Below are 25052 nucleotides of genomic sequence, written 5' to 3' on the forward strand. Positions count from 1 at the left end.
ATGTCCTGCTGCTTCGTTCAGTTACGTATTGCTTGTGAGGCAGAAGCGAAGGCACATATTCGCGACAAGGCCTTCCAGGGCCCGCCGGTGCCGGTTGCCGGACACCCGGAAGAATTGCGTTGGGAAAACGAAGCGGTGACTGGATTCGACGAGCGTGTCGAATACATTGCCAGATGTAGCGAACACGGCCGGCAAAGTTGTTGAGGGAGCTGACTTCCTGATCGCAACGGCACGAGCGACGCTGACGCCGCCGGCCAACCACGAGTTCGGCGACTCGGGAGCCACTGCAATCTGGCCGCCTGTCGAACCATTGTGGCGACCCGCTGTTCTCGGCACGGCTCTTGTCGAAGACCATCGCGACGCTCTCGACGGGGCATCAGTACGTCCCAGACCGGTACACGCTGTATTTCCGCGGGCACACAGCACTGTATTGATGGAGGGGCCGAGTGGCGGTATCATCGTCGCTGAGCGGCTGCCAAGCCTCGACTGACGCGGCAGTTTTCTGTTCCTCCGGCGGGCGAGAGGATGACAGAGCATACATCCGAAACCAGCGATGCATCGCCTGCAAGCAGCGCCGTATCGACGGTCGACGAGCAACCGATTCCGGTCGTCAAGCCCCCTTCGCCGTTTGTCTGGACGGACGACGTGGTGCCTGCATTCGACGGCGCCGTGACCGTTCGCCCAGAAGATGCTCGGTATCCAATCGCTGCAACGGTCGTCGACGGCACTGAGTATCTTGTCGCAACGGCCAGAGACGTTTACTCCGCCAGCTGACTACCGGTTCCGGTCCTCGGGACGAACTCCAGTCTGGCCGCCTTGCACTCCGGTCGGGCGAGCCACAGTTCCCGCCAGCGGATGTCGAGCCGTGCAATCGCAACGCTTGCTAAGCGGCCCACGTACCGGCCAGAACGGTTCACGGTCTTCTACCGGGGCTCAGAACCGCTCTACATTGAGGGGCCAGACGCCGGCATCGTCATCATCCCGTGGTGACTCTGGGTAGTTTTCTGTTCCTCTGGCGGGTGAGAGGATGACCCACTCAGCGTCGACACGACCGCAGTCGTTCCAGCATCGGCCGCCAACAGACACAGGAGAGTGTTCCTGTCCGATCCACCGCCTGAGCAGTGACCGTTCACGGCACCCCTTGGAGTTCGATACCGCTGACCACGTCGTTGTTGAGCCAATCGACAGAGAAACCGCGTCCGGCGTGTACGAGGCGCATCACACCTATATGGGCTCGCTCCCGTCCGGTCGATCTCACCACCACGGCTGCTGTTTTCAGGATTCGCTGGTCGGTGCGATCACGTATCGGTATCCGCTCATCTCGAAGAAGCGAATCCGGTACGGCGTGGACGGTGAACTTGCCGAACCGGTCGAGATCGACGATCTTCCAGCGGAGATTCGAGCGACTGCCCGGCGAGTCCTCCCGTCAGCGGACAAGCCCATCGTCGACAGTGAGGTAGTCGCCGGCGACACAATCGTTGAGGCCGCACGGATTTGTCTCGGTGTCCGGATGCCAAACCTCGCTTCAGCGGCGTTGGCCCGCTCGCAGGACCGATTCTTAGCGGGCGACGACCGCGACACTCGCTTCTTGTTGACGTGGGTGCGCTCAGACTACGATGGCGCGATGGTTCGAGCGCTGAAAGACAAGGGCTGGACCTGTACCGGCTATCGCGAGCCGGCGCAAGCGATAGGGGAAGACAAGTCGATCCGCGAGCGGCACAAGTGGCGGTTTCTCTGTCCTGTTGAGACTGCTCGCGAGCCAGTGAACACTTGCACGGTGGTCTGCATGACCGACATCCAGCCCGACGCAACGGCTGACCGGTGTCGGTTCTGCGGGGACAGGACAGCCGATATTTTCGGCGAGGCACGCAGCTATGTCCGGTGGCCCGACGAGATCGACCGAGCGGATGGTCTGTTCCGGTTTACGATCTGCGAGCAGTGTGCGCTCCAGCGGCGGTCCAGACGTCGAGCAGGCGGCTTCGCTCTTCCACGAGGCAGATCGAGACTACCTCCTTACGTGCGCTGTCTTGGGGCTGTTGGCTGCCAGGTCTGCAAGCACTCGTCGGCCAGCAGCGGACACGTACCGGATTGCGAGTATCATCACCTGGTCGGTGACGATCAACGGCTTCGACGGAGCAACGCGCTCTTGTGTTGATTGTAGTCCCATTGTGCCCATAGAGTGTGTCAAGTCTCCGGATCGGACGTACAACGACGCAGTGCCCCGTCTCGTTGAACCGCCGTTTGACTCAGTTACGGAGACAGCGGACGACGCTCCAACCGACAGTGAACAAGTTGAGATCGGCGGCTGGGTGCGGCTAGCTGGGAGCGGATTTGTGCCAGATGAGTTCGTTTCCCTGTTGTGTGGGCAATACAGGTCGTGGACCTACCGAATCACAGTATTTCGTCATCCCCGTACCACCGCCACAAGTCAAGCCCACACCAGCAGGTGTACAGTAGAGAGAGGGGAGCAACGATGTAGAATGGGTCCACATTGGCTATAATCAGATTCAATGAGTAGGTCCCCGGCGGGGCGTACAAGACAGTACCAAGAAAGACAGCGACGCCAACGGTGACGTTGGACAGATGCCAGAACCACCCGTCGGCGCGAACGATTGCATTCCCGATAGCATCCATACGGGTACTTCCAATGGGACTCAAGATAAGATTGTTGTCGAGCAGAACGGTTCTGGGGACTAACGTTGCAAATTGGCATCAGTAAACTCGCAGGCAGACTGAACGGGCATTTCGGGCACCTAAGTAGGTAAATAAACCGAATACATAGCCCCCTCAGGCCTAATTTTGTGTTCCTCTGGCGGGTGAGAGGATGTCTCGAAATATGTCTTGTCGTGGCCCAGAAGACCTGTCTCGGTCAACCACTCCGCAGTTCGTCGAGTCCATCGCGAGAACTGTTCGAGTGCAGTCTGACAGTACCGACGTTGAGGCTGCTGTCCTCCGTGCTGTGGCTCGGCGCTCGGACAGCATTGCCCTCCCGGACGTACTCGAACTTCGCTCACTGCTGGACGTCGACGGCGAGCAAGCCGACACTCTAGAGGAACGAGTCCGGACCATTATCAGCGCTATCGACGCCGAACTCGCTGGCTGGGACCGCCAGGAGGCTCTTGCATGACGCCAGCGGAAACAGCGACGTTGGGCGATTTCGGTGCTGGTGGCCCTCGATCTGATGTCCTGATCGACACGGAGGCCGCAGCACAGGAGGCCGTCGCCGGCGAGTGGGAATTTCTCGCTGCCGGGAACGACACAATCGGCTGGCACATCCCCGACACCGGAGCCACAATCCTGCTCAAACGAGGTGATGCTGGCTGGAGGCTCGAACGCGCAACCAAACTGGTTGGGACCCGAAGCACACTCGATGCGGGTCTGGAACTCGCCCACACCTACATGGCAGATCGACCGGCGGGAGCAGCGACATGGCGATGATCGAGCGCGACAGCTGGCATCGCGAGGAATGCCATCGCGTTCCGGCCGCACTGGCACGGGCCCGGTTCTGGCAGTCGGTTGCGCCACACAAGATCGGGTTCTGGGAAGCCGTCGACGAGACGCTGCTGGCTCACTACCCCGACTGTCGGTACACGCGCAAAACAACACTCGATGACTTCCGGGGAGAGGACGCATGAGCGACGCCGACCCGATTCTCAACAAACTCCCGCCAGAGCGGCTGTTGGACGCCGATCATCTCCAACCAATCGTGGCTGGCATCAACTGTATGCACTCAATCGAGACGATCCAGCGGTATCTCGCCCATGAGAACCAGCACGAAAACCGGACGCCAGTCCAGTCTCGCCTTCGAGAGCGGGCACGCGAGATCCGTCGCGACGAATCGGACACCGAGGAGCAAGCCGCCACGTAATTTCTGTGCCCCAACGGGGTGAGGGGCGTCCCACTGCGGGCGCTTTCCCGACCGATCATGACTGAAAGCAAGACAGACGAGACAACTGCAAAGCAGTGCGACGACCTCGATATCGACCCCGACGCGGTAGATATCGGTGATGGGCTGAAAACAGCCGAAGACGCGCCCGAAGTTGTTGTTGGTGGTGTCGACGCCGAAAACAAGCGCGTGAAGGTGTACTCTTCGTCCGGCGAGCTACGGATCAATCGCTGGGTCAGCATGAACCTGTTCAGCGTCCACTCTCCAAACGAGGACATTCAGACTGACGCCGACCGGGAAGAGTGGCTGAACGAGACGCTACCGAAGAAGGCGACGCATATCGACGGGAACGTGTACCCACTCAGGTATGCCATCGACGAGAACGGGAATGTGATCGCAAAGTAACTGAGGAGGCATACCAGCTCTTCTTTCGCTTCATCACACGCTCACGGTTCCCGAGCGCAAGCGCTCGGGGACACGCTCCACCTTGGACCGGCAGGCCGGTCCGGCGGTCCCGCTTCTGGAGACAGGTGAGGCTCATCGCGATAAATCGGATGGCTGTGAACAAGCCGTCGTGTAATTTCTGTGCCCCAGTGGGGTGAGGGGCGTCCCGCTGCGGGCGCTCTGCTACTGATCATGACTGAAAGCAAGACAGCCGAGACAACTGGCACAGCAGTACGACAACTACCCCGATCCCGACGCCATCGTTCACTTTGGCGATGTCTCGGAGGAACTGGTCGAGTTGGTTGAGGAAACGCTGGAAACGTCCGAGTTCCTGTCGACCTCTCGCGACGACCTGCCCGAAACGACACTACTCGTCGAGGCGGTCGAAAATGAGTGACGACCAGCTGTTCATCGTCGTGGAGGGCGTCGGGCCAGCAGACTTTCCTAGAACGAGGCGAGTTCCACCAAGCAAGACGAGGCCGTTGCTCTCGCGAACGATATCCACGATCTGATTCGTGAGGAGTACGGCAAGGAAGAGATCGAGGGCGTCATCCCGGTAGTCAACCCCGACGCCCACGAGCAGATGCAGGCAACGGAACTCTGACCGAGCGGCGAGAAGAAGGTTCTTTAGCCGTGGGGCTGGCTGCAACGCCTGCTCAGTACGTGTGCTCACTGGCCGTTCTCGACGCCACCAAGACTTACTCCGGTCATGGCGTACCTAACGTCCATCAATGGACTCAAACCTCGATTATTGGAAGGTAGCTGAGCAAACCCTCACCAACGACGAACCCGACGATAGTCCCGTGATGAGCTTCGTCGCATCCACATTCGAGCTGTCAGACGACTTCACTACCCTGGAAGCCGACCTAGCCGAGCATGAGTTGGGTCGACAAGGATTAGGCTCGAACGGGTTGGAAAACCTCGATGAGCGATTCAAGACACTCACCGCTCGGTACGCCGCCGTGCAGCGCGTCGTTTCTGACCCGCAGAAGCTGGCGGGGCATTCCTCGACGAGCGATGATGTGGATGAGGATGACATCACCCGTCTCCGGTCGGCGATTCACGGGTCTGGGGATCTGGACCGCGTTCTTAATCAGACTAGGGACACGCAGACGCGGGTTGGGAACGACATTACAGCGAAGCGGAGTCATCTCACGACGATGCGCGGAGCTTTCGATCTCCCGTCATTTCCTCTCTCGTTGCTGCCACCTCCCTGATTTTCTCCACACCGTGGGGAGGTTTGCTGTAGTCGTTCTGGACGAGAGCTACCCATCACAGCTGAGACAGCGGTTAGTATCTCTTCTGTACTGAGCACTCTTATCTCGAACTAGAGTTTCGCCTTCACGAACTCCAGTCCCCCGAATTTTCTGCACCCCATGGGAATGAGGGGCGTCCCATAGAGGGCGTTCCGCCTGTTACTCATGGCTACAACAGAATCCAGTAGCGACACCGGCAGCATCGACACCAGCGATATCGAGGGAGCAGCGCCGAACAGCCGCACGGTCTCGGCGCTGACGGAAGTGATGACCGTCTCTGGACTCTATTGGGCGGGCACGAAACGCCGACGCCCTTTTCCTGGTCAACTCCGGGTCCGGGTCAGAGTACCTTGTCGACACCAGAACAGGCAGTTGCGAGTGCAAGCGGAAGCAGTACAATCCCGGTGAGGAATGCAAACACCAGAAGCGAGTCGCCTTCGCGACCGGCGAGCGACCCATCCCACAGTGGATGAACGACGACGCGCTGGACGACCAGTTCGGTATGCACGTCGACGGCGAACCCCGGCAAGCAGTCCCCGACGGCGGAGTCATGCAGGTTCGGTTCGACAATGGCAGCGTCACAGACCCGGCAGCGGACCCCTTCGCTGTCCACTCCGAGGACGAGCCACGAACGAAGCGAGCGAAACGAGAAGACATCGACGTCTCGTTTCTGGCAAAGCCGGGTCGCTACGAGGTTCACTCAGCGTCGGACAGCCGCTACGAGGTAGATGTGCTTGAGGAGACGTGCAGTTGTCCCGATGTTGCTGAGCGATGCAAGCATCTCCGCCGGGTCGATATCGAGATCAACGCCGAGCGAGTCCCCCGGCCGGATGGAAAGTTGCCAGACGCGTAACGGCCCAGTAGCGTGTTTTCTACCCCTCTGGTGGGTGAGAGGTGTGCTCTTAATGGCTTCACGGACTGTCCAGACTGAACTGGTTGCATCACAACAGTCCTGTCCCGAATGTGGCGGAACACTCGACAGCAGTGGACGGGAGACGCATTGCACGGACTGTGCCCTGGTGGTCGAAGAAGATCAGGTTGACCGAGGTCCCGAGTGGCGATCGTACAATCGGGAGGGGCAAAAGCGGACAGGAGCTCCCCGGACGGTGACACGCCATGACCGGGGACTGTCAGCAGATATCGGGTCGGCTGAGGGTTCGGATATCTCGTCGAGACGACGTCGACGGCTTACTCGTCAGCGGCGACTCCACGGTCGGTCGAAGTTCGACAGCAAGCGCGACCGGAACCTCGCACATGGACTCGGAGAAGTCCGACGGATTGGAAGTGCGCTATCTGAGAGCCAGTCAGTGAAAGAGCAGGCATCGACGTTCTTCCGGGAAGCGAAGAAGGCAGACCTGCTTATCGGGCGGTCGATTGAGGGCGGTGCAGCGGCCGCCGTATACGCCGCCTGCCGATGCAACGGCCTCGTGAGGATGGAGACGGTCGCCGACGTTGCCCGGTGTTCCACGTCCCATATCTGGACCTGCTACCGAACGCTCTTGACCGAGCTTGAACTGCCAATCCCGGTTTCGCTGCCGGTGGACTGGGTGGCCAGAATCTGTTCGGACCTTCCGCTGGATGTTACTCCAGAGAGTCGCCAGCGGGCGCTGGCACTGGCTGAGGAGGCGACCAGATCGACGGACATCAACGGGCGACCAGACGGTGTCGCTGGAGGTGCGCTTTATGTCGCTGGTCAGGAGTCAGATCTCCGGTTGACACAGGCGACGATCAGTGAGACGGCGGACCTTAATATCACGACGACCCGACGGTGGTACCAGCAGATCGAGGAGAATATTGTTGAGTGAGCGGTCGCGACGGATTGGTTTGTGTGTCCCAGTCGGGTGCAGGACGGGCCAGCAAGCGCGTCCTGAGAAGATCCATTCAGTTACCAGGACTCCTAAGACAGTCGCACAGCACGACTCTGGGACCGTTTTTGCCTCACCGCCAGCGCTCCGGTCGCCAGCTAAGGTCGCGTCGTTCGTTGAACAGGTCCTCGTCGAACTTCGCCACGAGGCCGTGGCTGCTCGGTACGTGACTGATCCTAGACCAGACTGGAGCGAAAACAATCTGGTGTCGGGTCGAGCACACGACGCTGGACGTCGACGCTGCGTATGTCCAGATTCGAAACGATCCACGATTGGGCGTTGGTATCGACCCGTGTTCGCAGGCGACGGTTCGAGAACGACTGTGTCAGTGTCTCGATCATGACCGGATCGGGCGCGTCGACGTGCGACCGCTGGCTAGTGTCGAGTTTGAGAGCGGCTGATTTCCTTCAATTACTCCGCTTTTCTTGGCAGGTCAAGTTCGTTGAGGGCAGCGTGCTGGCGAAGAACACAGAGATGCGGGCAGACCGGTCGTCGCCTGGAAGACGTCGCAGCTGCACCAGCCGGCGTGGGTCCCGTTGGGATGCTCAGCCAGCGAGCAGTTCGCAGGACAGTCGTCGTCGACGGAGACGAGGAACAGGTCTGGACGGCCGCCCTTCGTGACCTCGACAGTGGCATCGAGGGCAGCGTTCCACGTTGCCGACCGCTCATCTCGGATCTGCCGGAAGTCAAGATTTCGGGTGCCGCTGGGCTGGCGGGAAACCCGCTGATCTGGGAGCGAGCATTCGCTGGTCGTGGTGGGGACTCGGCTGTTTTCATGATGAGTCCTCGTACTAACACCCACACACTCAAACAGCAAAAAAGTTGTCTCAGAGGCAACCAGCGGTGGATTTTGTGCTTCTCCGATGGCTGAGAGAATCCAATCATGAGCAGTAAATACCGACGTGGTGACACTGGTCCGAAAAAGTTGAAGTGGCGCTGGAAAGACGAGACTGACAATCGGCCGCTGCCCCAGTCGTGGGCCGACAACGGTCGCACAGAATCTCCCGAAGAGGATGAGGTGCAACTGTATGCAATCCAGTGCCGGGCTGGACTCTTACTCGAGTGGCTGGTCAATACACGGACTGGGAAGTTGCTCAGGGGGCCGCTGAGTGAGAAACCGGGAATCCGCGTGCTGTACGTCACTGCTGACGGTGAGCACGCAGTCGTCGAAGAGTCCGAAGCCCGAGAAGTAGGCGGTAGTTGGAGGCCTCCCAAGCAGTTTGCCAGCGTCATCTCAAAGAAGATAGACGAGGCTGACCCTGTACCAGACCCCAGTCAGGACCACTATTGCCGCTCGGTCAGGGACCTGTACGATTTGGAGTGACAGCGGTGAGGTCATGGCAATACACTTGTTCTTCGTATTCAACCAGCCAATATGGACGATTTGACAGGGTTTCAACGAGACTTATTGTTCGTGGTCGCTGGGCAATCCGAACCGGCCGGTGTCGCGATCAAAGACGAAATTGAAGAGTATTACGGGAAAGAGATCCACTACGGCCGACTATATCCGAATCTGGATACGCTCATCGACAAAGGTCTCCTCGAGAAAGGGAAGAAAGACGGACGGACGAATGCTTATCTGGTCACCAGTCGTGGGAGTCGGGAGCTTCAAGCCCGACTCGACTGGGAACGCCAGTACAACGCCTGACCAGACTCCCGACTGTGGGGTGGCCGGATTTTGTGACTCTCTGTGGGCTGAGAGAGTATGGCTTCGCCACAGATCGACGTTGACGAAATCATTGAAACGCTTGCACAGATTCGCCAGCGCGGGCACAGCGCCCACACGGTTTTCCGGGACTGGGTCAACCTCATGTTGTTCGCACTCCAACGTCGGGACGATCCGTACTTGGAGATCGTCGACGACTATCGCGAGCGCGGCGACATGGACCACCCCGACGGGCAGCGGTCGGTCGACCTCTTCTCGAAAGCGTTCGGCCAGCTGCAAGAGCGGATGGCAGCCACGGATGCTGACGTTCTGGGCGCTGTCTACGAGGAGTATGGGATGTCTAGCGATGCGTTCGGCCAACACTTCACGCCTCACTCTGTTTGCGAGATGATGGTTGAGATTGCTGGTATCGTCGACGAGAACGATACCGACGACCGACAGACGGTGCTTGACCCGACCTGTGGGAGCGGTCGGATGCTCTTGACTGCCGGTCGGAAACAGCCAGACGCGCTGTTTGTCGGGCAAGACAAGGACCCACTGTGTGCCCGCATGAGCGCGCTGAACTGCTGTTTCCTGAATCTGGATGCCTACATCGTGCAAGGTAACTCGCTGACTGTCGAGTTCCAACGGGCGTGGGAAACCTCCTACTCTCCGATGGGTGGAAGCGTTCGCGAGCTAGAACGACGAGGCGGTCGAGGATCTTCACGGGTGGATGACCGACGCCTTCGAGAACACGGCCGAGGAGGAGAGCCGGTCCGGGTCAGAACAGCAGACAGAGACGGATTTGAGCGACCGGACACTGCCGGTCACGACGTCTGTCCCGAGTGAACAGGCCAGTCTGGGCGCGTTCGAGAGCAGCGACTGACGGCTGTTTTGTGTGCCCCAACTGGGCGAGGGGCGTTCCAATGAGAGCGTCCCGAGAAACAATGTCAGAAGAATCAGACACAGGGCCGGATACGGCTCCAGATTCGGTTGAAAAGGTCGAACGAACGGACTTTGGGTGCAGTATGGAAGCGCGGTTGGATCGAGGCACTGGCACCCGCGATCAAGACAGAGTGACGATCAAGTCGAAGGGCGAAACTGCTGCGGAGACGATTGCAGAGTTCTACGAGCTCCTCGAAGAGCACGAGCAGGAGATCAGTGGTCGGCTTCGAGATATCCAGCCAGGAGAAGACGAAGCAGGCGAGTAGGACTCTCTATTATACTGCTAAGCGGTTTTAGGTGGGTGTGACCGCGACGGCAGAGCACACGGTTCTGTTAATTAGCGCGAGACAGTGGCTAAACGCTTATGTCCGAGGGTAGGCAATTTTTGCGTGAAGGGAATACTGTCACACGCTCCTTCCATCCCCGTTCCATGCCTGATGACACGCAAAGTCTCGGTCGCTGTCCAAACTGCGACGAGCGTATCACAACTCCGTGGCTGCTGGTTGAATACGAGAAAGACGATGGCACGGAGGGTATCTGGGCCGAGTGTCCAATGTGTGAGGATGTCGTTGCGCCGGAGTAGTCTCTTTATTAGTCAATACGATCATCTGATAGAAACAGATTCAATCACGCCTATCAGATTCACTACTTTTTTATTAAATCAGTAAACCACTACCGGTATGGTGCCCTTTGAGGTGTTAATCACCCCCCTCCAAAGCAGTGACGCCGGTGGTATTGTGCTCCCTTTGTTCAACCTGTTGATTGCTGGCATCCAGATTGCCGGGATGTGGATGGTATTCAAAAAAGCTGGTCACGCAGGGTGGAAGGCAATCATTCCGATCTATAATCTTTATATTATGCTTCGGATCGGGGAGAATGCATGGTGGTGGTTACTTCTCATATTTATTCCGATAGTAAATCTCTACGCACTGTACAAGATTCATGCTGGAGTGGCTCGAGCGTTCGGGAGAGGCATCGGCTTTGGACTGGGACTCACCTTCCTTGGTATCCTCTTTTTCCCACTGCTGGGCTTTGGCGATTATCAGCATCGCCAGTCCAATGCCATCGCATAATTTCAGAAGTTGAGACCGGCGTTCTCAATGCATATGGAACTCCCTTCTTTCGATGGCCCCAGCTAGAGTGTCTGCTCGACAAACTGCGACACAATGCAGTCCTCGGCATTCTGAAGCCGATACGCTCCGTCGCGTTCCAGTTGCCGGCACTGGTGATGTGTGACACCGAGAGAGATACACTATCGCGAGGTTGTGATTCTATCATCTCGCACACATCGCCGATCGGAGAGCCACCAGTACTGAGCGGAGAAGGGAACGGCGAGAGGTTGGTGGGGTTACCCCCCGTAGCTCTCTCCCTCGATAGGGCCGCTAAACACGCCGTAGAGGAACTTGAAGTACCACAGTACAAGTAGCAGGACCGGAAACCCGAGGACGGTCACGAGGTTCAGCGCTAGTGGCGACACGACCGCTTCTCTAACCAACAGCCCGGTCGGCGGATAAACCGTCGGGTACAGCAGAATTGCGACCAAGATCGTCAACAGTGTGGGCAGCGCCAGCGCGCTCGCGAACCAGGCTCGGTACCGGCCGCGTCTGGCCAGTACGCACCCACCCAGCCCGACTGCGACCGAGAGAGCGACGACTGCAGCGACGGGCAGCGAGAGTACTGCGTCGGCAGCGCCGCCCGCATCTGATAGGACGATGATCCCCAACAGCACAACCACACCGCCAAGGTACGCCAGTGTCGCACCGATGCCGTACACTCGCAGTTCCGATGCCAGACCGGGCTCGGTCTTGGCTGCGAGGAACGCCGCCCCCGTGACTATCGAGACGGCGACTAGGCCGACGCCAGTCAACGCCACTGGTAGCATCGCCCCGCCGAACAGCCAGCGACCCGCGAGCATCCCCAACAGAAGCGGCGCAAACACGCTCCCACCGATGAACGCGTAGTCGGTGTAGCGCTTCCAGCGCTCGTCGTCGCGTTGCTCGCGGAGTTCCGGACCGAGGCCACGGAACACCAACGCGACGACGAACCCGAGCGCGAGCAGATAGTTGTCCGCCAACAAGCGCGAGTACACGCGCGGGAACGCCGCTAGCAGCATCGTCCCGAAGGCGACGACCCACACCTCGTTCGCGTCCCAGACCGGCCCGAACGCCGCCAGGAACGTCTCCCGCTCGCGTTCGTCTATCCGGGTCGCGTAAAGCATCCCGATACCGAAGTCGAACCCGTCGAGGACGACGTACATCCCCAGCGCGAACAGCACCGCGCCGAACCAGATCTCAGGCAGCGATTCGACGAGATAGGCGTCGACGGGCAACAGCGTGTCAGTCATCGCTACTCACCCACGGAATCGGGCCGTGCCAGCGGCCACCACTCGACTTTCGGACGCCGAGTGACCGGAGTTCCTCCCGGACCAGCCACTTCAGGATGTACAGCGCAGTCAGCATCAGCCCGACGTAGAGCACGACGAACCCGACCAAGGTCAGTGTCGCCTCGGCCCCGGTGAGCGTCGATGACACCGCTTCGCTCGTCTTGAGTTCGCCTTGGATGACCCACGGCTGCCGGCCGATCTCGGTGACGTACCAGCCGGTGAGCAACGCAGCGTAGCCGAACGGCGATGCAGCGATCATCGCTTGCAGGTAGCGTGTGCTGTCGGCCAACCGGCCTCGGTACATGAGGAACCCGCCCCAGAGCGCGAGCCCGATGAACAGGAACCCGAGCCCGACCATGAAACGGAACGACCAGAACACGAGTGCTACGGGGGGGTTCTCCTCGTACTCGTTCAGTCCGATGATCTCGGCGTCGAAGTCCCCGCCACTGGCGAGGAATGACCCGACTGCGGGAAGGCTCACGGTGACGAGATTCTCGGCGCGCGGGTCGGTGAGTGCCTCAGGTGACTTCGGAAACGCGAGCAGGTGTAGGTCGGCCTGCCCCGTCTCGTAGTGAGCCTCCATCGCGGCAAACTTCTGTGGCTGGGTGTCCTCGACGTGGCGGCCATAGGCGTCGCCGTGGACCGCTTGGAACGGTGCGGAGACGATCAGGAGGACGACAGCCAGCTTGAGTGCGGTGTTCCAGGCTTCAGCGTCGGGCTTTTTCCAGACGATGTACGCCGAGACGCCCGCGACCAGTAGTGCGACCGAGATCACCGACGCGTTCATCATATGGACGTACATCCAGGGCATTCTCGGGGTGAAGAATGCGGCGAACGGGTCGGTTAGTTTGGCGATTTCCATCCCGTTGCGGGTGACCATCTCGTAGCCCCGTGGGGTCTGCATCCAAGCGTTGACGATCAAAATCCAGAATCCCGACAGCCAGGCACCGAAGCCGACGAGTACCGACGAGATGATATATGTCCGATCTTTGACGCGGTCGCGGCCGTACAGCAACACGCCGAGGAAGACGGCCTCTAAAAAGAACGCCATCTTCGCTTCGAAGGCTAGCGGGCCGCCGATCAGTTCACCGGCCACCTCGGCAAACTGTGGGAAGTTTGTGCCGAACTGGAAGCTCATCGGAATCCCGGTGACTGTACCCATCACGAAGCCGGCGGCGAAAACCTTCACCCAGAACGAGCGCAATCGCGCATACCGCTGCTCGTTCGTCCGCACGTCTTTCCAGGTAAAGTAGATAATAAACGGTGCGAGCCCGATCGAAAGGGACGCGAAGATGATGTGAACGGAAATCGTCCATCCGAACTGCATACGGCTTGCGAGTTCCGGAGATAGCAATGTCGCCAATACCGGATCGACGGCACTCAATAGTGTGATTGGATCCATTCACCTCACGCTACGGCACAATAGTTTATGGGTAGCCCCATGGTTTCCACTTTGGTGTATTCACCACAACAGTATTGTATTATTAGAACCGTACTGCTTGTACACCTCACCCGCCGTATCAGTATAAGATAGATGATAAATAGTGTTGACCAATCCCACCGATGATCATCACAATGCCAGCGAGCGCCGTGTGAATTCAGTGGGTTTTCAGACTCGTAGTCATGGCACTCATATAAATCTCCCAAGATGTCCCGGGCCGACTGCGTTGTAATTGACAGTGTCGGCTCCAATGTCTTCGCCGCGTTATCAAGACTGGGGAACACAGCTTCGTCTGTATCGGAACCACGGAGTTGCTTCCAGCTCCGGAGTGGCCGGATGGCATCGTTGAAGCGATCATAGAAACAATCGTGGGGACTGGTTTCGCCAAACTCCGGATTGAAACAGCCGCCCAGAGAGTATGTTTACTGATCTTGAACTGCGCACTATTTTCTGTCTGGTGTTGGTACGGCCGGATGATGGAGCCGCTTGAGATTGGATTACGGATTCTCGGTGGTATCATTCTCATCGGGGTGAACGCGTATTTTGTCGCGATCGAGTTCGCGCTGACTCGTGTCAGACAGTATTCCAAATCGGAGTTCGATACGCCTGGGCTTGAGCTTGCTTGGCAAATGACTACTGATCTGGAGTTTTATCTAACCACTTGTCAGGTCTGGATCTCCGCAACGAGTATCGCATTAGGGATTATCGCCGAACCTGGACTAGCGGCTCTGATTGAACCGGTGTTCGAAAACACCACGTTCGCATCGGTCGGGGCTGGCTCGTTACTCGGCTTTCTTATTATCAACTTAGTCCACCTCACGCACGGGGAACAGACGCCGACCTACCTTGGTGTCGAACGCTCCAAACAGGTCGCCAGGTATGGGTCACGGCCGCTGTACTGGTTTGCCAAGATACTCGCTCCAGCCATCTGGGTCGGTGATTCGGTTGCAAAGGGAACACTGGGCCTGTTCGGCATCGAGATGACTCAGGCATGGACAGAAACCGAGAAAGAAGTCATCGAAACCCGCGCTGACCTTCGGAACCGGCTTGGATCGGTACTCGAGGAAGGTGAATTGCCCGCAGAGCGGCGTGAAGAGATCATGAACGCATTGACGATTGGGGAACAGTCAGTGAGAGAGGTCATGATTCCCACCGAAGAAATCGTAGCCATATCAACTGAGGATTCAGCCGAGTCGAACTTCGAAAAGCTCGAAGAGCACCCTCACACACGGTATCCACTAATCGGTGAAGATTTGACTGAATTCTATGGGATCGTCTACAGTCCAGCTCTGTTCAGCCATCGCGAGGAACTCGCTAGTGGCAACGGTGCGTTCACTGAACTGGCGGCACCGACGATGACGCTTTCGCCCGATACCGATGTGAGCGACGCGATCGACCAGTTCCAGGCAGAGCGACAAGAGATGGCTCTCATCATCGAAGACGGCGAGGTTATTGGACTGGTGACCGTCACTGACCTGCTGGAAACGATCATTGGTGATATCGAAGATCCGCTTGACCAAGGCAGCTCTAGCGCACTCGAGTAAAAAATACCGAGTCATCAAAAAGTAATCGTTCGTCAATATATCAGTGGACTCGCTATCTCCAACTGATGTCAGAACCACTTTATCAGGCTGTCTCTCTCGCGGAGCGGGCTATAGATCGTACAGATCGGACTGGCAGGCTTCCCTGTACCAATCGTTCACCGATGACTGCAACAGGATTGCGAACGTTTCTATGACACGCTGGTGTCGTCTGTATCCTCTCTTATGAGGAGGGGTCAGCAACCTATCCACCGTTGATGATATCGTTCGCTTCATCACGTGTCCGCTTTGCCGCCTCCTGTGCGTAACCCTCGTGGGTTGTCTCGATAGACTTGTGACGGAGTACGTCCTGTGCAAGCTGTGGATTCTCGCGATAGATTTCCCGACCGAGGCCACGGCGAGCACCGTGTGGTTTCAGCGGTTCTTCGAACACATAGTCGGACCACTCACAGAGGTCAGCGAGGACATTTCGTGCTGACTGCGTTGTGATCGACGGCGTCGGTTCCAACGCTTTCGCAGCGTTGTCGAGTCTGGGGAACACAGCCTCGTCGTCAGAAGGCTCTCGAAGTTGCTTCCAGCGTCGGAGTGGACGGATAGCATCGTCGAGGATCGGCGCAGACTCACGAGTACGATTCTTGCCGAACACCCGCATTGTGCCGGCGTCGAGGTCGACGTGCCGCCACCGAAGGCCGTTGCGGTCTTGATCGTCGGAGACGGCAACGAGTTCCGCACTGCGAGCCCCTGAGTAGGCGAGAAGGAAGACGAGTGCTTGGTCGCGGTAGGCTGCCGTGCGGTCGATATCCTCGCTTTCGCCGGCGTCGTCGACGCGGGCGGTCGCAGTGGCACAGATGGCGTCGCGGTCGCGTGTCGTCCAGTATTGCTGGTCACTCTCAGTCTCATCGGTGGGAAGTGGTCCTTCGGCGTGGTTGGTCTTGGCTGGGTTCGTCGGGATCAGGCCCTCGTAGACGGCCCATGTGAGAAACGAGCGGACGTAGGCGAAGTAGCGACGGGCAGTCTCTGGGGAGATTTCGTCTCGGCTCTCGGCACGGGCGAGGTCACGAGCGTATTGCCGACAGAGGTCGTCGTCGATATGCTCTGGACCAGCGATACCGTGCTGGTCCCGACTCCATGCTGCGAACTTTCGGAGGACGCTGGCGACGTTGGTTCGGTACCGGCCGGAGTCGATATCGACGAGCCGCTTGTCGATGGCTGCTTCGAGGGCGTCATCCCGGGGAGTAGCGTCGTACTCAGGCGGAAGACGATTCATGCTTCCCGTACAGCGGGGGTGCGGGTAAAACTGGTGGTGCTTATGTGAATAATACAAACCTAAACACAAAACCAGAATATCGACGTTTCAGGCACTCTGTGTGAGAATATACGGACTTTCTGTGTCTGATAAAGTCTATGTAGCTATATCAATCTCGCTCAAATTCTGTCCTTTAATGAACAACATAACTCTCATCCAAGTAATGGTATGAGCTTTTTATCCGCTCTTGTTGTGGACATGACGATAATACTTCGAAGACGGTGTGTTTGGATATCCAATGATACTCCGAAGATGGTGTGTGAATTCTATTTTAGTAGATAACGATATTCCGGGTATAAGAGACTGCAGTTGCCAAGAATAGTGAGATGTTACTTCGAACGTGGTGTAGTATATTTATGTGGATGGGAGATACATCGGGATATATGACTGACAGCGACCACTCATCAGGGAATAATGTGGGAGATACTGACGATTCACTCACCGTGCGGGAGATGATTGAACAGGCAGGCGAGGAGTCAGTGTTCAGAAATCGGAATTTAGTGGAGCCCGACACGATTATCGACAGAGACCGTATTGTTGGCCGCGACGATCAACTGAGAACTGTCGTCTCTAATCTTCGGAAGGTTCTGAATGAAAACCGCCCACCGAACTTACTACTCTACGGTCCTGCAGGAACAGGGAAATCACTGATATTTGACGCTGTTGCCCGGCAAATCCGAGACATATCGTAAGAATCGGGGTTATGAGTTCGGTACACTCCGAATTAATTGCCAAAATCTCAGGAGTCTTGACGAAGCCGTGTACGCACTTGTCCGTGAAGCTGCTCACGACCTCAACGAAGAAATCGGAGTCGCGCGGCATGGCGTCTCTACGAGTACGAAGTATGACCGTCTCTACGATACTGCTAGATGAAGGATACGACTCTGTCGTGTTTGTCTTAGACGAAATTGACTTGCTACTCGGTCGGCGGTCATCTTCAAGCGAACCCGCATATTCGGATTTAATCTACCAACTCAGCCGCGCCAGCATTGAGAGCATAGATATTCAGGTATCAGTAGCTGCACTAACCAACGACCCTGAGTTCATGAATAACCTGGACGCACGAGCGGAAAGTTCGTTCAACCCACGGGACATTCCCTTTTCCGACTACGATGCTAACCAACTACAGGAGATTCTCCGGAACCGGGAAGACGCATTTATTCAGGACGCATTATCCGAGGACGTTATCCCGTTGACTTCTGCCTTCGCTGCTCAAAGTCATGGAGACGCTCGGAAAGCTATTGATCTTCTTCGGAAGGCAGGCGACGTCGCGAATGAGAACGGTGATCTGACTGTGACCGAGAATCACGTTCGGGAAGCTCAAGAGGATGTTGAGACTGACCGTTCTCTCAAGCTTGTGGAAGGACTGACGACACAGAAGAAAATCTCGTTATATGCGACAGCCGCGGTGGCGGAGTTCGGGAAGAGTGGGTCAACGACGGCGTCATCGCGGGTAGCGTTCCCGGTGTACCAGTTTCTGACGGATGTGCTTGATGCAGATGGACGGACACGGGAGACGTTCAACAACTATGTCCGTGAGGTCGGGACGTATGGGCAGCTCGATCACGAGAGGAAAAGCCTTGGAGGAAAACAAGGTGGGGGAATGTACTTGATGTATGAGTTCAAGCGTAGACCCGGAGAAATCAAGAAGCGGTTAGAGCAAGACGAACGTATTGCTGATTTGAGTCACCACGAAGATGGCCTTAAGCGAGTGATTCAGGCACAGAAGCGCAATTTTGCGGAGGATTAGAATATCACATAGGGGGAGCCACACACCGTCTTCGAAGTATCTTTGTGGCAGGTTCCACGGATAAGTTGTTCTGAAGTATAATCAGAATAGATAGAGAGAGGCACACCGTCTTCGAAGTATCTTTGCTTAAAATAAGCGAGTAGTGGAGTTATGGGCATACTTTGCGATGCTCTTGATGATTCTTAGTCTGTTCATACTATTACTCAAGTAGTGGTACGGGTTTGGTTTTTCCTCTCTTCTTATTAAATCTATCTCTTATAATAGTCAATTCAACATCTTATCTTCCACCATTTCAATTATCCATTATTCCTCAAACTGCTCTGCATGAGTTGGTTATCGACTATTCTCCACAAACGCCAATCCAGAAGGATACTTCGAAGACGGTGTGTGGGTGTCCGAAAAATGGTTGACAACTGCTTGAGACGCTAAATTTCATAACCCGGACCCGACTCCAATGGGGGTAAGAGTAAATATCAGTTAGCTACCCTTGATTCGACAGTGACAGCCGTACTATTCGAAATAGCTGGAAATTATGGACACTACGTATATTACGGATATTGCGGATATTGCGGATATTGCGCAACTTCCAAGCCTTACGGAAGTTGCGTAATATATGTCTTATATCTGCCGCACTGGAATTTATGTACATGGCGTAATATACGACATATACGAATGGCCCGAAAACTTCGCAAACTTCGAAAATTTCGAGAGGTGCGTACATGAGAGTCACAATTGGTATGCAGAAAGGAGGAGTCGGAAAGACAACGACAACGATAAACACGGCAGGCGCACTCGCTGAACGTGGCCATGATGTGCTCGCAATAGATGCTGATCCGCAGGGAGCCTTAACGCTCAAACTCGGTCATAAAGGACGATATAGACGGTTCTCTGATAATCCAAATAAAGACGCGGAGGCACTGATTGATGTCCTAACCCAAGATGGAGATATGGAATTCGACCAGTTAGATGATCTCATCATCTCCGGTGGGGAGTACGACATTATTCCTGCCCATATGCGGAATTTCCTTGCCGAGAAGTCTTTGTACACTGATCGGCGAGGCTTTCAAGTCTCTAAAAATCGCTCTCAACCGCTCTGACATCGACTATGACTATGTCCTGATCGACTCGCCTCCAAATCTTGGGCCGCTCGCCGATGCTGCACTTCTCGCTGCAGAGAACGTCTTATTCCCAAGCGAGCCGAATGTTATCGCTCAGGAGTCGCTTAAGATCTTGTTTGATGAAGTAGAGACTCTAGAAGACCAGTTCGAGGTCAAGATTAGGGCTATTGGAGCCATCCTAAATCAAGTCCCAGCTCAAGGCTCCATCGCAGAAGATATGCAGGACTGGTTCACTGAGACCTTTGGAGAAGATCGAGTCCTCTCAATCCCGGACAGAGACGCAATTGAACACGCTATCGAATACGAAACATCAATTTATGCCTACGATCCGGACGATGCGGGTTATCCGTGGGATAGTGACCCAGTCAATGAGCTTCGCGACTGCTATCTCAGCATCGCAGAGCTACTGGAGGAAATAAACAATGAGTGAAGATCTGAAAGAGCGGTTCAGTGATCATCAAAGTCAAGATAGCGATAAGAACGCTGAAGATACTGAAACCGCAGAAGAAAAAACTGGACAGACTGAAACTGAAGCAGCAGACTCTCGACCCAAAGCAGATATTCCAGTCAGAGATCGAAACCAGGTTACGATGTATCTCGGTAACGACCGAGAAGATGACATCTCCAAGCTATTTCAAGAGGCCAACGCACAGTCTGTCCTTGCTGGTGGTGGAGAAATATCAAAAAATGATGAGTTCTACCCTGCACTGGTTGATTTTGTGACTGATCACAAACGGACAGAGTTTTTGAAATTTTTAGGTTTAGAGGTAGATACCGACGAAACCGAGTGACCGCCCATGCTAAATCATGTCACTGATTGCTATGTGGATAACTGGTCAATCGAGAGCCAGATACTGATTCTCCCATTCTCGGTGCGCCTGCAGGTCTCGCACCCCGCGCTTTGTCGGGTCGTACTCGTTTCCTAGTCCGTTTTTGTCTTCTTTTCTGATGAGACCCTTTTCGATCATCGCGTCCAGTTGCGGGTAGATACGCCCCGCTGTGACTTCTGTATCGTAGTACTCTTCGAGTTCGGCAGTGATCTCCGTCCCCATCGGAGCATCTAAGCCTGCAATTACTGTCAGCATATCCCGTTCTGTATTGTTCAGGTCGTTCATCATTGCCAAAGATCGTGACAGACCATTGATAATCTTGTGGTCTGACAGCTACCCAAATCGCAGCCTAATCGGCCTCCTCAAAGAGCTGTACTGACACTTGCCTTATCCTCAATGTCAGTTTATGAACCCATCCCGGCTGAGGGTTGCCAAACCATGCACAACCTGACTGACAGCCAAAACAAAGCATTGCTCACCGAACTCGCAACCTACCAGAACCGAAAGCTCCTGCTCTGGCAACTCGCAACCGACGGCCGTTCGTTCTGCGGTGTTAGTTCTGTTGAAATACTCGGAGAGTTACAGGTACACATAGTAGTCTGATCGTATGGAAGTCCTCCCGAAGTCGCGGTTGTTCCGGTTCGTTGAGCATACGTACCACTTGGCTCGGCGAGCTGTTGCCCGCTACTCTTCGAAGTTCTCGAAACGTCGCTACACACTCCACCAACACATCGTCTTGATCTGCCTCAAAGTTCGGAAGAATACGATGTACCGGATGCTTCTTGACGAACTCATCGAGATGCCCCGGATTCGAAGAGCCATCGACCTTGAGGAACTCCCGTCGCCCTCAACGCTATGCAAAGCGTTCAACCGACTCGATATGGCGGTCTGGGGGTTCTTCTTAATCTTTCAGTTACGCTTCTCCCAACCAACGGTGTCGTCGGGATCGACGCTTCCGGGTTCGACCGCAGTCATGCCTCGAAGCACTACACGAAGCGAACGAAGTTGACAATTCAGCAGTTGAAAGTCACGATTCTCGTGGACACGAGGGTGAATGCTATCCTCGACGTACACGTGACGACAACACGAAAACACGACTCGAGGATTGCGCCGTCGCTCATCAAGCGGAATACCGGGGGAGTAGCGGTTCTCCTTGGCGACAAGGGGTACGATGATCAGAAGATTTGCACGTTAGCCCGTGAGACTGGCGTTCGTCCGCTCATCAAGCACCGCGAGTTCTCGTCGCTTCACAGAGCGTGGAATGCTCGGTTGGATGCCGATCTCTACGGTCAGCGCAGTCAGAACGAGACGGTGAACTCCCGTCTTAAACGGAAGTACGGTGCCTTCGTCCGCTCACGGTACTGGTGGAAGCAGTTCCGTGAACTCGTTGTCGGCTGTCTCACTCGATCAACATCGACAAGGCACTCTGAACGTTGACGATATAGAGGGTGTACCTCACAGGCGAGTGAGAAACCCACTAATCTCCGTCAGTAGCGGTGTGACCGATACAGAAATCTCTTCTATTGGATAGAAATCCGGTTCAAAAATACATACATGGGTACTGGACGCACTACGACTAATGGAAGAAGATACGACACCCCGAGAGAAAGATAAACACGGGGTTGACTGGTATTGGATGCTCGTTGAGGAGGTAAATGATCTCGCAACAGTCGTTGATACCGACGGGACGATAACCTACGTCAGTCAGGCTGTGCACACGGGTGCTCGGCTACGACGCCGACGACTTGATTGGTCATGAAGGATACGAGTTTGTCCATCCCGAGGACCGAGAACGAAACGCCGACGCGCTGGAGACAGTGCTCTCGGACCCCTCTGAATTCGGAGACTGTCGAGGTCCGATTCCGCCACGCCGACGGCTCGTGGCGCTGGATCGAAGCCACAATGCGGAATCGACTTGACGACGACATCATTGATGGGATTCTCCTCAGCAGTCGGGATATCACTGAACGAAAGGAGTACGAGGCCGAAGCCCGGGAACTTGCCGAAGAGTACGAAGCCCTGTTGAACAACGTCGGGGATGCCATCTTTCTCATCAACGTCGAAAAACGAGAGGAGAGTGTCCGATTTGAATTCGGACGCCTCAGTCCCTCCTACGCAGCGGCAAACCGGAATTACGACGGAGGACGTACAGGGCCAGACACCGCGTGATGTGTTCGGCGAGGAGCAGGGGGCTGAGTTAGAAGCCAACTACCACCGCTGTGTCAGACGCCGGCGAGCCTATCTCGTATCAGGAGGAGCTCCGGGTAGATGAGGGAGCACGTTTCTGGCAGACGAAACTCGCGCCGATGGTCAATGACGGTGAAGTCACGCGCCTGATCGGGGTCACTCGGAACGTGACTGAACGCGTCGAAACGAGAGCGACGATTGCGTCAGCAAAACGAGCGCCTCGAAGAGTTTGCGAGTGTTGTTTCCCATGATTTGCGGAACCCGCTCAACGTCGCACATGGTCGTGCAACGCTCCTCGCAGAGCAGGTCGAAAGTGATCATCTCAAGCCACTTGTCCAAGCACTCGACCGGATGGAGGCAATCGTTGAGGACACGTTGACGCTTGCTCGCCAGGGCGACACGATTAGCGAAACCGAGTCGGTCAGCCTGACTGACCTTGTCGGGAAGTGCTGGGGAACAGTAGACACGGAGGACGCAAATATCGAGATCATCGATGAGATAACTTTCAAAGGAGATCCCGATCGGCTACGGCACGTGTTCGAGAACTTGTTCCGCAACGCTGTTGAACACGGTGGGTCCGACGTGACCGTCCGTGTGGGTTGTCACGATGAACAGGGAATCTATGTTGAAGACGATGGGCCAGGAATTCCAGTCGAAAAGCATGACGAAGTGTTCGAGCCTGGCCATTCGTCAGCACGGGGTGGGACTGGTTTCGGGTTGACCATCATAAAACGGATTGTGGAAGCGCATGGCTGGGAATTGTCTATAACCGATGGAACCGATGGTGGAGCGCGGTTTGAGATTGAGATGGCGAAGCAGAAAGGCTTCGCGTGAGTGCTTAGACAAGGTCTGTCACCTATGCATCGAACAGTGCGGTAGTAAATCGATGGTAGCGTGTATGAGGTGCTCTCTATGTATTCGGCAGGACCCCTAAAACCTATCACCAAATGAGGATTTCAACAAGGCCGTGGTGTTCGATTCGTTGCTCGGGAACGCGACCTGCAGAACGCGCCCGTCGACGAACAGGTCTACGCGTTCGTCGACGATATGCTCTCGGACGGTGAAATCCGGCCAGAGTACGATACGATGGCTGACTGGGACGCCCTGGAAGCGAGCTCATGGCGACACTGCCGACCAGTTCCTCTAGACCGGACTCTCCCCCAAGAGCGATTTTGTGGCGGCCTCCGTGGCTGGAGGCTTTCCAGTATGTTGCCTACAGCCGAACCCCCGTTTGAACCGATCTTCGTCGAGGAACCGTTGCTGATTCCGAACTACCGAGAGGCGATCATCGAGCAACGTCGGCTTACCATTCTACGCCGATGTTGACCGGCCTGATGAGGTTCCCGCAGACGAGCAAGAACGCACAATCGACCTCGCAGAACGTATCCTGCGCGCCGGCGGCGTCCGAACTGGCTTCGGCCACCACGAAGAGGTCCGAACCTCGATGGAGTCGTGGGCTCCCAATGCCGACGGAGGACCGTGAGGCCGATCCGGGTTACTGGCGGTCGTCGGTCCTCTTGATGTCGCCCCGCGAGATGAACTTCGGGCAGCTGGACGGTGGACCAGACGAGCAGCACAAGAAAGCCAAGACCGTGCTTGCTTGGGCCGCCGACTGTATCGACACCGACGGTCCTTCAGGAGATCGAGCAGTCCCAAGCCGACGATATCAAACAGGCGTGGCGCGACGCAGCGGAAGCCGAACTGACTCAGCGCGAGATCGAACAGTTCGCCGAGGAGCCGCCAGAAGAACTCGATGGCTGGCAGCGAACTTGACGCCGGCCACGACGCCGTTGAAGTGGCCTACGTCGCTGACAACCACGGGACGCCGTCGGTTGCGGCCGTCTTTGAAGCCGCTGACGGTGAGCTGAAGGCCCACGAGTTCACGCTGGAAGCGTGGGACGAGAACCATGGGAATCCTCGCGAGGCCAGGCTGAACCGGTACTGCGTCACCACTGACGGCGACGGGGCCTACGCCCGTCTTCGATCACATCTGCTTACCTTCGAGGCCGAGCCCATGGAGCAACTTGAAGTGTGAGTTAATCTCGCGCTGAGTACATCGAAGGCCGACAGTACGGCTGGTCGTATTCCGCTCTGCTGAACTGCTTAGAACATTGTAGGAGCCAGTCATCAGGTGCGGACCAGAGCGTGATTGTATCTTAGTCGCGTTTAAGCGTTTCCTCAGGGAGCAGTATCTCGGGTCGTTGGCGGCAATCTGCAGCCCGTGCGAACGCTCTAATTCGATCCCACTCGTCGGGTGTGAGGTTGCTGTCCATAATTGAAATCTACCCGTTTGAAGCCTTAATATTTTCTATATTTATATAAAATAAAAGGTAGTTAAGGAAAGCAACGAGGACAAACCAACCCTAGGTAACCCCTACGACACCTTCTTGAGATCTGACCAGTCCCGGACTCGACACACCGGATTTCAAGTGAAACACCATCGCTGTCTGGTGGT

Annotated in this window: 33 protein-coding genes and 7 pseudogenes; 31 read left to right on the plus strand and 9 right to left on the minus strand. The window is 56.1% G+C overall.

Going from position 1 to position 25052, the window contains the following annotated elements:
- The 5 genes and pseudogenes from ACODNH_RS00005 to ACODNH_RS00025 form a co-directional block, all read left to right on the plus strand.
- A pseudogene (locus tag ACODNH_RS00005) lies at positions 1 to 204 on the plus strand (hypothetical protein); the annotation flags it as partial.
- Positions 167 to 490 (plus strand): hypothetical protein, encoded by a 324-nt coding sequence (locus tag ACODNH_RS00010; protein ID WP_434529882.1) that lies wholly within the window; start codon positions 167 to 169, stop codon positions 488 to 490. The pseudogene ACODNH_RS00005 and the gene ACODNH_RS00010, both read left to right, overlap by 38 nt.
- A gap of 35 nt (positions 491 to 525) precedes the next feature.
- Positions 526 to 774, plus strand: a complete 249-nt coding sequence (locus ACODNH_RS00015) for a hypothetical protein (RefSeq protein ID WP_434529883.1) — start codon at positions 526 to 528, stop codon at positions 772 to 774.
- An 81-nt stretch (positions 775 to 855) separates the two neighbouring features.
- The gene (locus ACODNH_RS00020) at positions 856 to 990 is read left to right on the plus strand and encodes a hypothetical protein (RefSeq protein WP_434529884.1); all 135 of its coding nucleotides are present in this window, start codon (positions 856 to 858) and stop codon (positions 988 to 990) included.
- 796 nt (positions 991 to 1786) lie between these two features.
- Positions 1787 to 2312 (plus strand): annotated as a pseudogene (locus ACODNH_RS00025) (hypothetical protein); the annotation flags it as partial.
- Positions 2313 to 2391: 79 nt separating this feature from the next.
- Here ACODNH_RS00025 and ACODNH_RS00030 read toward each other — a convergent pair.
- Positions 2392 to 2634, minus strand: a complete 243-nt coding sequence (locus tag ACODNH_RS00030; protein ID WP_053969522.1) for a hypothetical protein — start codon at positions 2632 to 2634, stop codon at positions 2392 to 2394.
- Between the two features lie 202 nt (positions 2635 to 2836).
- Between ACODNH_RS00030 and ACODNH_RS00035 the strand changes: the two genes are divergently transcribed.
- The 6 genes and pseudogenes from ACODNH_RS00035 (at position 2837) to ACODNH_RS00060 (ending at position 4727) form a co-directional block, all read left to right on the plus strand.
- Positions 2837 to 3127, plus strand: coding sequence for a hypothetical protein (locus ACODNH_RS00035; protein WP_053969521.1), 291 nt, complete (start codon positions 2837 to 2839; stop codon positions 3125 to 3127).
- Positions 3124 to 3438 carry a hypothetical protein gene (locus ACODNH_RS00040; protein WP_053969520.1) on the plus strand — a complete coding sequence of 105 codons (315 nt, stop codon included), beginning with the start codon at positions 3124 to 3126 and terminating at the stop codon, positions 3436 to 3438. The genes ACODNH_RS00035 and ACODNH_RS00040 overlap by 4 nt, the downstream gene beginning before the upstream one ends.
- Positions 3429 to 3635, plus strand: coding sequence for a hypothetical protein (locus ACODNH_RS00045; protein ID WP_053969519.1), 207 nt, complete (start codon positions 3429 to 3431; stop codon positions 3633 to 3635). Before ACODNH_RS00040 ends, ACODNH_RS00045 begins: the two co-directional genes overlap by 10 nt.
- Positions 3632 to 3868 (plus strand): hypothetical protein, encoded by a 237-nt coding sequence (locus ACODNH_RS00050; RefSeq protein ID WP_053969518.1) that lies wholly within the window; start codon positions 3632 to 3634, stop codon positions 3866 to 3868. Before ACODNH_RS00045 ends, ACODNH_RS00050 begins: the two co-directional genes overlap by 4 nt.
- A gap of 57 nt (positions 3869 to 3925) precedes the next feature.
- Positions 3926 to 4291, plus strand: a complete 366-nt coding sequence (locus ACODNH_RS00055) for a hypothetical protein (protein WP_367175708.1) — start codon at positions 3926 to 3928, stop codon at positions 4289 to 4291.
- 231 nt (positions 4292 to 4522) lie between these two features.
- A pseudogene (locus ACODNH_RS00060) lies at positions 4523 to 4727 on the plus strand (hypothetical protein).
- Here the strand turns inward: ACODNH_RS00060 and ACODNH_RS00065 are convergent.
- Entirely contained in the window at positions 4698 to 5003 is a 306-nt protein-coding gene (locus ACODNH_RS00065) for a hypothetical protein (protein WP_434529885.1), read from the minus strand. The pseudogene ACODNH_RS00060 and the gene ACODNH_RS00065 sit on opposite strands and share 30 nt — an antisense overlap.
- A gap of 58 nt (positions 5004 to 5061) precedes the next feature.
- Here ACODNH_RS00065 and ACODNH_RS00070 point away from each other — a divergent pair, with 58 nt between their 5' ends.
- Positions 5062 to 5547, plus strand: coding sequence for a hypothetical protein (locus ACODNH_RS00070; RefSeq protein WP_434529886.1), 486 nt, complete (start codon positions 5062 to 5064; stop codon positions 5545 to 5547).
- Between the two features lie 379 nt (positions 5548 to 5926).
- On the opposite strand, the gene ACODNH_RS00075 is transcribed toward ACODNH_RS00070, so the two are convergent.
- Positions 5927 to 6094: a hypothetical protein gene (locus ACODNH_RS00075; protein ID WP_434529887.1), complete on the minus strand. Its 168-nt coding sequence runs from the start codon at positions 6092 to 6094 to the stop codon at positions 5927 to 5929.
- Between ACODNH_RS00075 and ACODNH_RS00080 the strand changes: the two genes are divergently transcribed.
- Together ACODNH_RS00080 and ACODNH_RS00085 are read left to right on the plus strand one after the other, a co-directional pair.
- Complete coding sequence (locus ACODNH_RS00080; protein WP_434529888.1) at positions 6089 to 6439, plus strand: hypothetical protein; 351 nt, start codon at positions 6089 to 6091, stop codon at positions 6437 to 6439. The genes ACODNH_RS00075 and ACODNH_RS00080 overlap by 6 nt on opposite strands.
- 52 nt (positions 6440 to 6491) lie before the next feature.
- On the plus strand, positions 6492 to 7391 hold the full coding sequence (locus ACODNH_RS00085) for a transcription initiation factor IIB (protein ID WP_434529889.1): 900 nt from the start codon (positions 6492 to 6494) through the stop codon (positions 7389 to 7391).
- A 493-nt stretch (positions 7392 to 7884) separates the two neighbouring features.
- On the opposite strand, the gene ACODNH_RS00090 is transcribed toward ACODNH_RS00085, so the two are convergent.
- On the minus strand, positions 7885 to 8253 hold the full coding sequence (locus ACODNH_RS00090) for a hypothetical protein (protein WP_434529890.1): 369 nt from the start codon (positions 8251 to 8253) through the stop codon (positions 7885 to 7887).
- A gap of 81 nt (positions 8254 to 8334) precedes the next feature.
- Between ACODNH_RS00090 and ACODNH_RS00095 the strand changes: the two genes are divergently transcribed.
- The 6 genes and pseudogenes from ACODNH_RS00095 (at position 8335) to ACODNH_RS00120 (ending at position 11114) form a co-directional block, all read left to right on the plus strand.
- A complete protein-coding gene (locus ACODNH_RS00095; RefSeq protein WP_434529891.1) occupies positions 8335 to 8775 on the plus strand; it encodes a hypothetical protein in 441 nt (146 codons plus the stop codon).
- A gap of 51 nt (positions 8776 to 8826) precedes the next feature.
- Positions 8827 to 9099 (plus strand): helix-turn-helix transcriptional regulator, encoded by a 273-nt coding sequence (locus tag ACODNH_RS00100; protein ID WP_434529892.1) that lies wholly within the window; start codon positions 8827 to 8829, stop codon positions 9097 to 9099.
- A gap of 57 nt (positions 9100 to 9156) precedes the next feature.
- Positions 9157 to 9982 (plus strand): annotated as a pseudogene (locus ACODNH_RS00105) (N-6 DNA methylase).
- Positions 9983 to 10043: 61 nt separating this feature from the next.
- Positions 10044 to 10307: a DUF7389 domain-containing protein gene (locus tag ACODNH_RS00110; RefSeq protein ID WP_434529893.1), complete on the plus strand. Its 264-nt coding sequence runs from the start codon at positions 10044 to 10046 to the stop codon at positions 10305 to 10307.
- Between the two features lie 164 nt (positions 10308 to 10471).
- Positions 10472 to 10624 carry a hypothetical protein gene (locus ACODNH_RS00115; RefSeq protein WP_004516568.1) on the plus strand — a complete coding sequence of 51 codons (153 nt, stop codon included), beginning with the start codon at positions 10472 to 10474 and terminating at the stop codon, positions 10622 to 10624.
- Between the two features lie 97 nt (positions 10625 to 10721).
- Complete coding sequence (locus tag ACODNH_RS00120) at positions 10722 to 11114, plus strand: DUF5684 domain-containing protein (RefSeq protein ID WP_434529894.1); 393 nt, start codon at positions 10722 to 10724, stop codon at positions 11112 to 11114.
- 275 nt (positions 11115 to 11389) lie between these two features.
- Here the strand turns inward: ACODNH_RS00120 and ACODNH_RS00125 are convergent, their stop codons facing one another.
- From ACODNH_RS00125 to ACODNH_RS00135, 3 genes and pseudogenes are all read right to left on the minus strand, one after another.
- On the minus strand, positions 11390 to 12385 hold the full coding sequence (locus ACODNH_RS00125) for a cytochrome d ubiquinol oxidase subunit II (RefSeq protein ID WP_434529895.1): 996 nt from the start codon (positions 12383 to 12385) through the stop codon (positions 11390 to 11392).
- Positions 12378 to 13826 (minus strand): cytochrome ubiquinol oxidase subunit I, encoded by a 1449-nt coding sequence (locus ACODNH_RS00130; RefSeq protein ID WP_434529896.1) that lies wholly within the window; start codon positions 13824 to 13826, stop codon positions 12378 to 12380. Before ACODNH_RS00130 ends, ACODNH_RS00125 begins: the two co-directional genes overlap by 8 nt.
- 179 nt (positions 13827 to 14005) lie before the next feature.
- Positions 14006 to 14212 (minus strand): annotated as a pseudogene (locus ACODNH_RS00135) (hypothetical protein); the annotation flags it as partial.
- Positions 14213 to 14341: 129 nt separating this feature from the next.
- Here ACODNH_RS00135 and ACODNH_RS00140 point away from each other — a divergent pair.
- The gene (locus ACODNH_RS00140) at positions 14342 to 15409 is read left to right on the plus strand and encodes a hemolysin family protein (RefSeq protein ID WP_206043429.1); all 1068 of its coding nucleotides are present in this window, start codon (positions 14342 to 14344) and stop codon (positions 15407 to 15409) included.
- 241 nt (positions 15410 to 15650) lie between these two features.
- Here the strand turns inward: ACODNH_RS00140 and ACODNH_RS00145 are convergent, their stop codons facing one another.
- Positions 15651 to 16673 (minus strand): tyrosine-type recombinase/integrase, encoded by a 1023-nt coding sequence (locus tag ACODNH_RS00145; RefSeq protein WP_170083097.1) that lies wholly within the window; start codon positions 16671 to 16673, stop codon positions 15651 to 15653.
- A 422-nt stretch (positions 16674 to 17095) separates the two neighbouring features.
- Between ACODNH_RS00145 and ACODNH_RS00150 the strand changes: the two genes are divergently transcribed.
- The 5 genes from ACODNH_RS00150 to ACODNH_RS00170 all read left to right on the plus strand — a co-directional run bounded on the left by ACODNH_RS00150 (position 17096) and on the right by ACODNH_RS00170 (position 20371).
- Positions 17096 to 17404, plus strand: a complete 309-nt coding sequence (locus tag ACODNH_RS00150) for an AAA family ATPase (protein WP_434529897.1) — start codon at positions 17096 to 17098, stop codon at positions 17402 to 17404.
- A 152-nt stretch (positions 17405 to 17556) separates the two neighbouring features.
- Entirely contained in the window at positions 17557 to 18462 is a 906-nt protein-coding gene (locus ACODNH_RS00155) for a hypothetical protein (RefSeq protein WP_434529898.1), read from the plus strand.
- 737 nt (positions 18463 to 19199) lie between these two features.
- Complete coding sequence (locus tag ACODNH_RS00160) at positions 19200 to 19559, plus strand: ParA family protein (protein ID WP_434529999.1); 360 nt, start codon at positions 19200 to 19202, stop codon at positions 19557 to 19559.
- Positions 19447 to 20010: a ParA family protein gene (locus ACODNH_RS00165; protein ID WP_434529899.1), complete on the plus strand. Its 564-nt coding sequence runs from the start codon at positions 19447 to 19449 to the stop codon at positions 20008 to 20010. The genes ACODNH_RS00160 and ACODNH_RS00165 overlap by 113 nt, the downstream gene beginning before the upstream one ends.
- The gene (locus ACODNH_RS00170; protein ID WP_434529900.1) at positions 20003 to 20371 is read left to right on the plus strand and encodes a hypothetical protein; all 369 of its coding nucleotides are present in this window, start codon (positions 20003 to 20005) and stop codon (positions 20369 to 20371) included. Before ACODNH_RS00165 ends, ACODNH_RS00170 begins: the two co-directional genes overlap by 8 nt.
- Before the next feature lie 45 nt (positions 20372 to 20416).
- On the opposite strand, the gene ACODNH_RS00175 is transcribed toward ACODNH_RS00170, so the two are convergent.
- Complete coding sequence (locus ACODNH_RS00175; protein ID WP_434529901.1) at positions 20417 to 20698, minus strand: helix-turn-helix transcriptional regulator; 282 nt, start codon at positions 20696 to 20698, stop codon at positions 20417 to 20419.
- A gap of 319 nt (positions 20699 to 21017) precedes the next feature.
- On the opposite strand from ACODNH_RS00175, the pseudogene ACODNH_RS00180 reads away from it, so the two are divergent.
- From ACODNH_RS00180 to ACODNH_RS00200, 5 genes and pseudogenes are all read left to right on the plus strand, one after another.
- A pseudogene (locus ACODNH_RS00180) lies at positions 21018 to 21840 on the plus strand (IS5 family transposase).
- Between the two features lie 291 nt (positions 21841 to 22131).
- Positions 22132 to 22329: a PAS domain-containing protein gene (locus ACODNH_RS00185; protein ID WP_434529902.1), complete on the plus strand. Its 198-nt coding sequence runs from the start codon at positions 22132 to 22134 to the stop codon at positions 22327 to 22329.
- A complete protein-coding gene (locus ACODNH_RS00190; protein WP_434530000.1) occupies positions 22244 to 22579 on the plus strand; it encodes a PAS domain S-box protein in 336 nt (111 codons plus the stop codon). The genes ACODNH_RS00185 and ACODNH_RS00190 overlap by 86 nt, the downstream gene beginning before the upstream one ends.
- A 216-nt stretch (positions 22580 to 22795) precedes the next feature.
- On the plus strand, positions 22796 to 23431 hold the full coding sequence (locus ACODNH_RS00195) for a sensor histidine kinase (protein ID WP_434529903.1): 636 nt from the start codon (positions 22796 to 22798) through the stop codon (positions 23429 to 23431).
- Positions 23432 to 23803: 372 nt separating this feature from the next.
- Positions 23804 to 24632 (plus strand): annotated as a pseudogene (locus tag ACODNH_RS00200) (hypothetical protein).
- The last annotated feature ends 420 nt before the right edge of the window (positions 24633 to 25052 follow it).

Origin of the sequence: Haloarcula sp. NS06, from assembly GCF_051122755.1 — an archaeon.
Taxonomy (GTDB): domain Archaea; phylum Halobacteriota; class Halobacteria; order Halobacteriales; family Haloarculaceae; genus Haloarcula.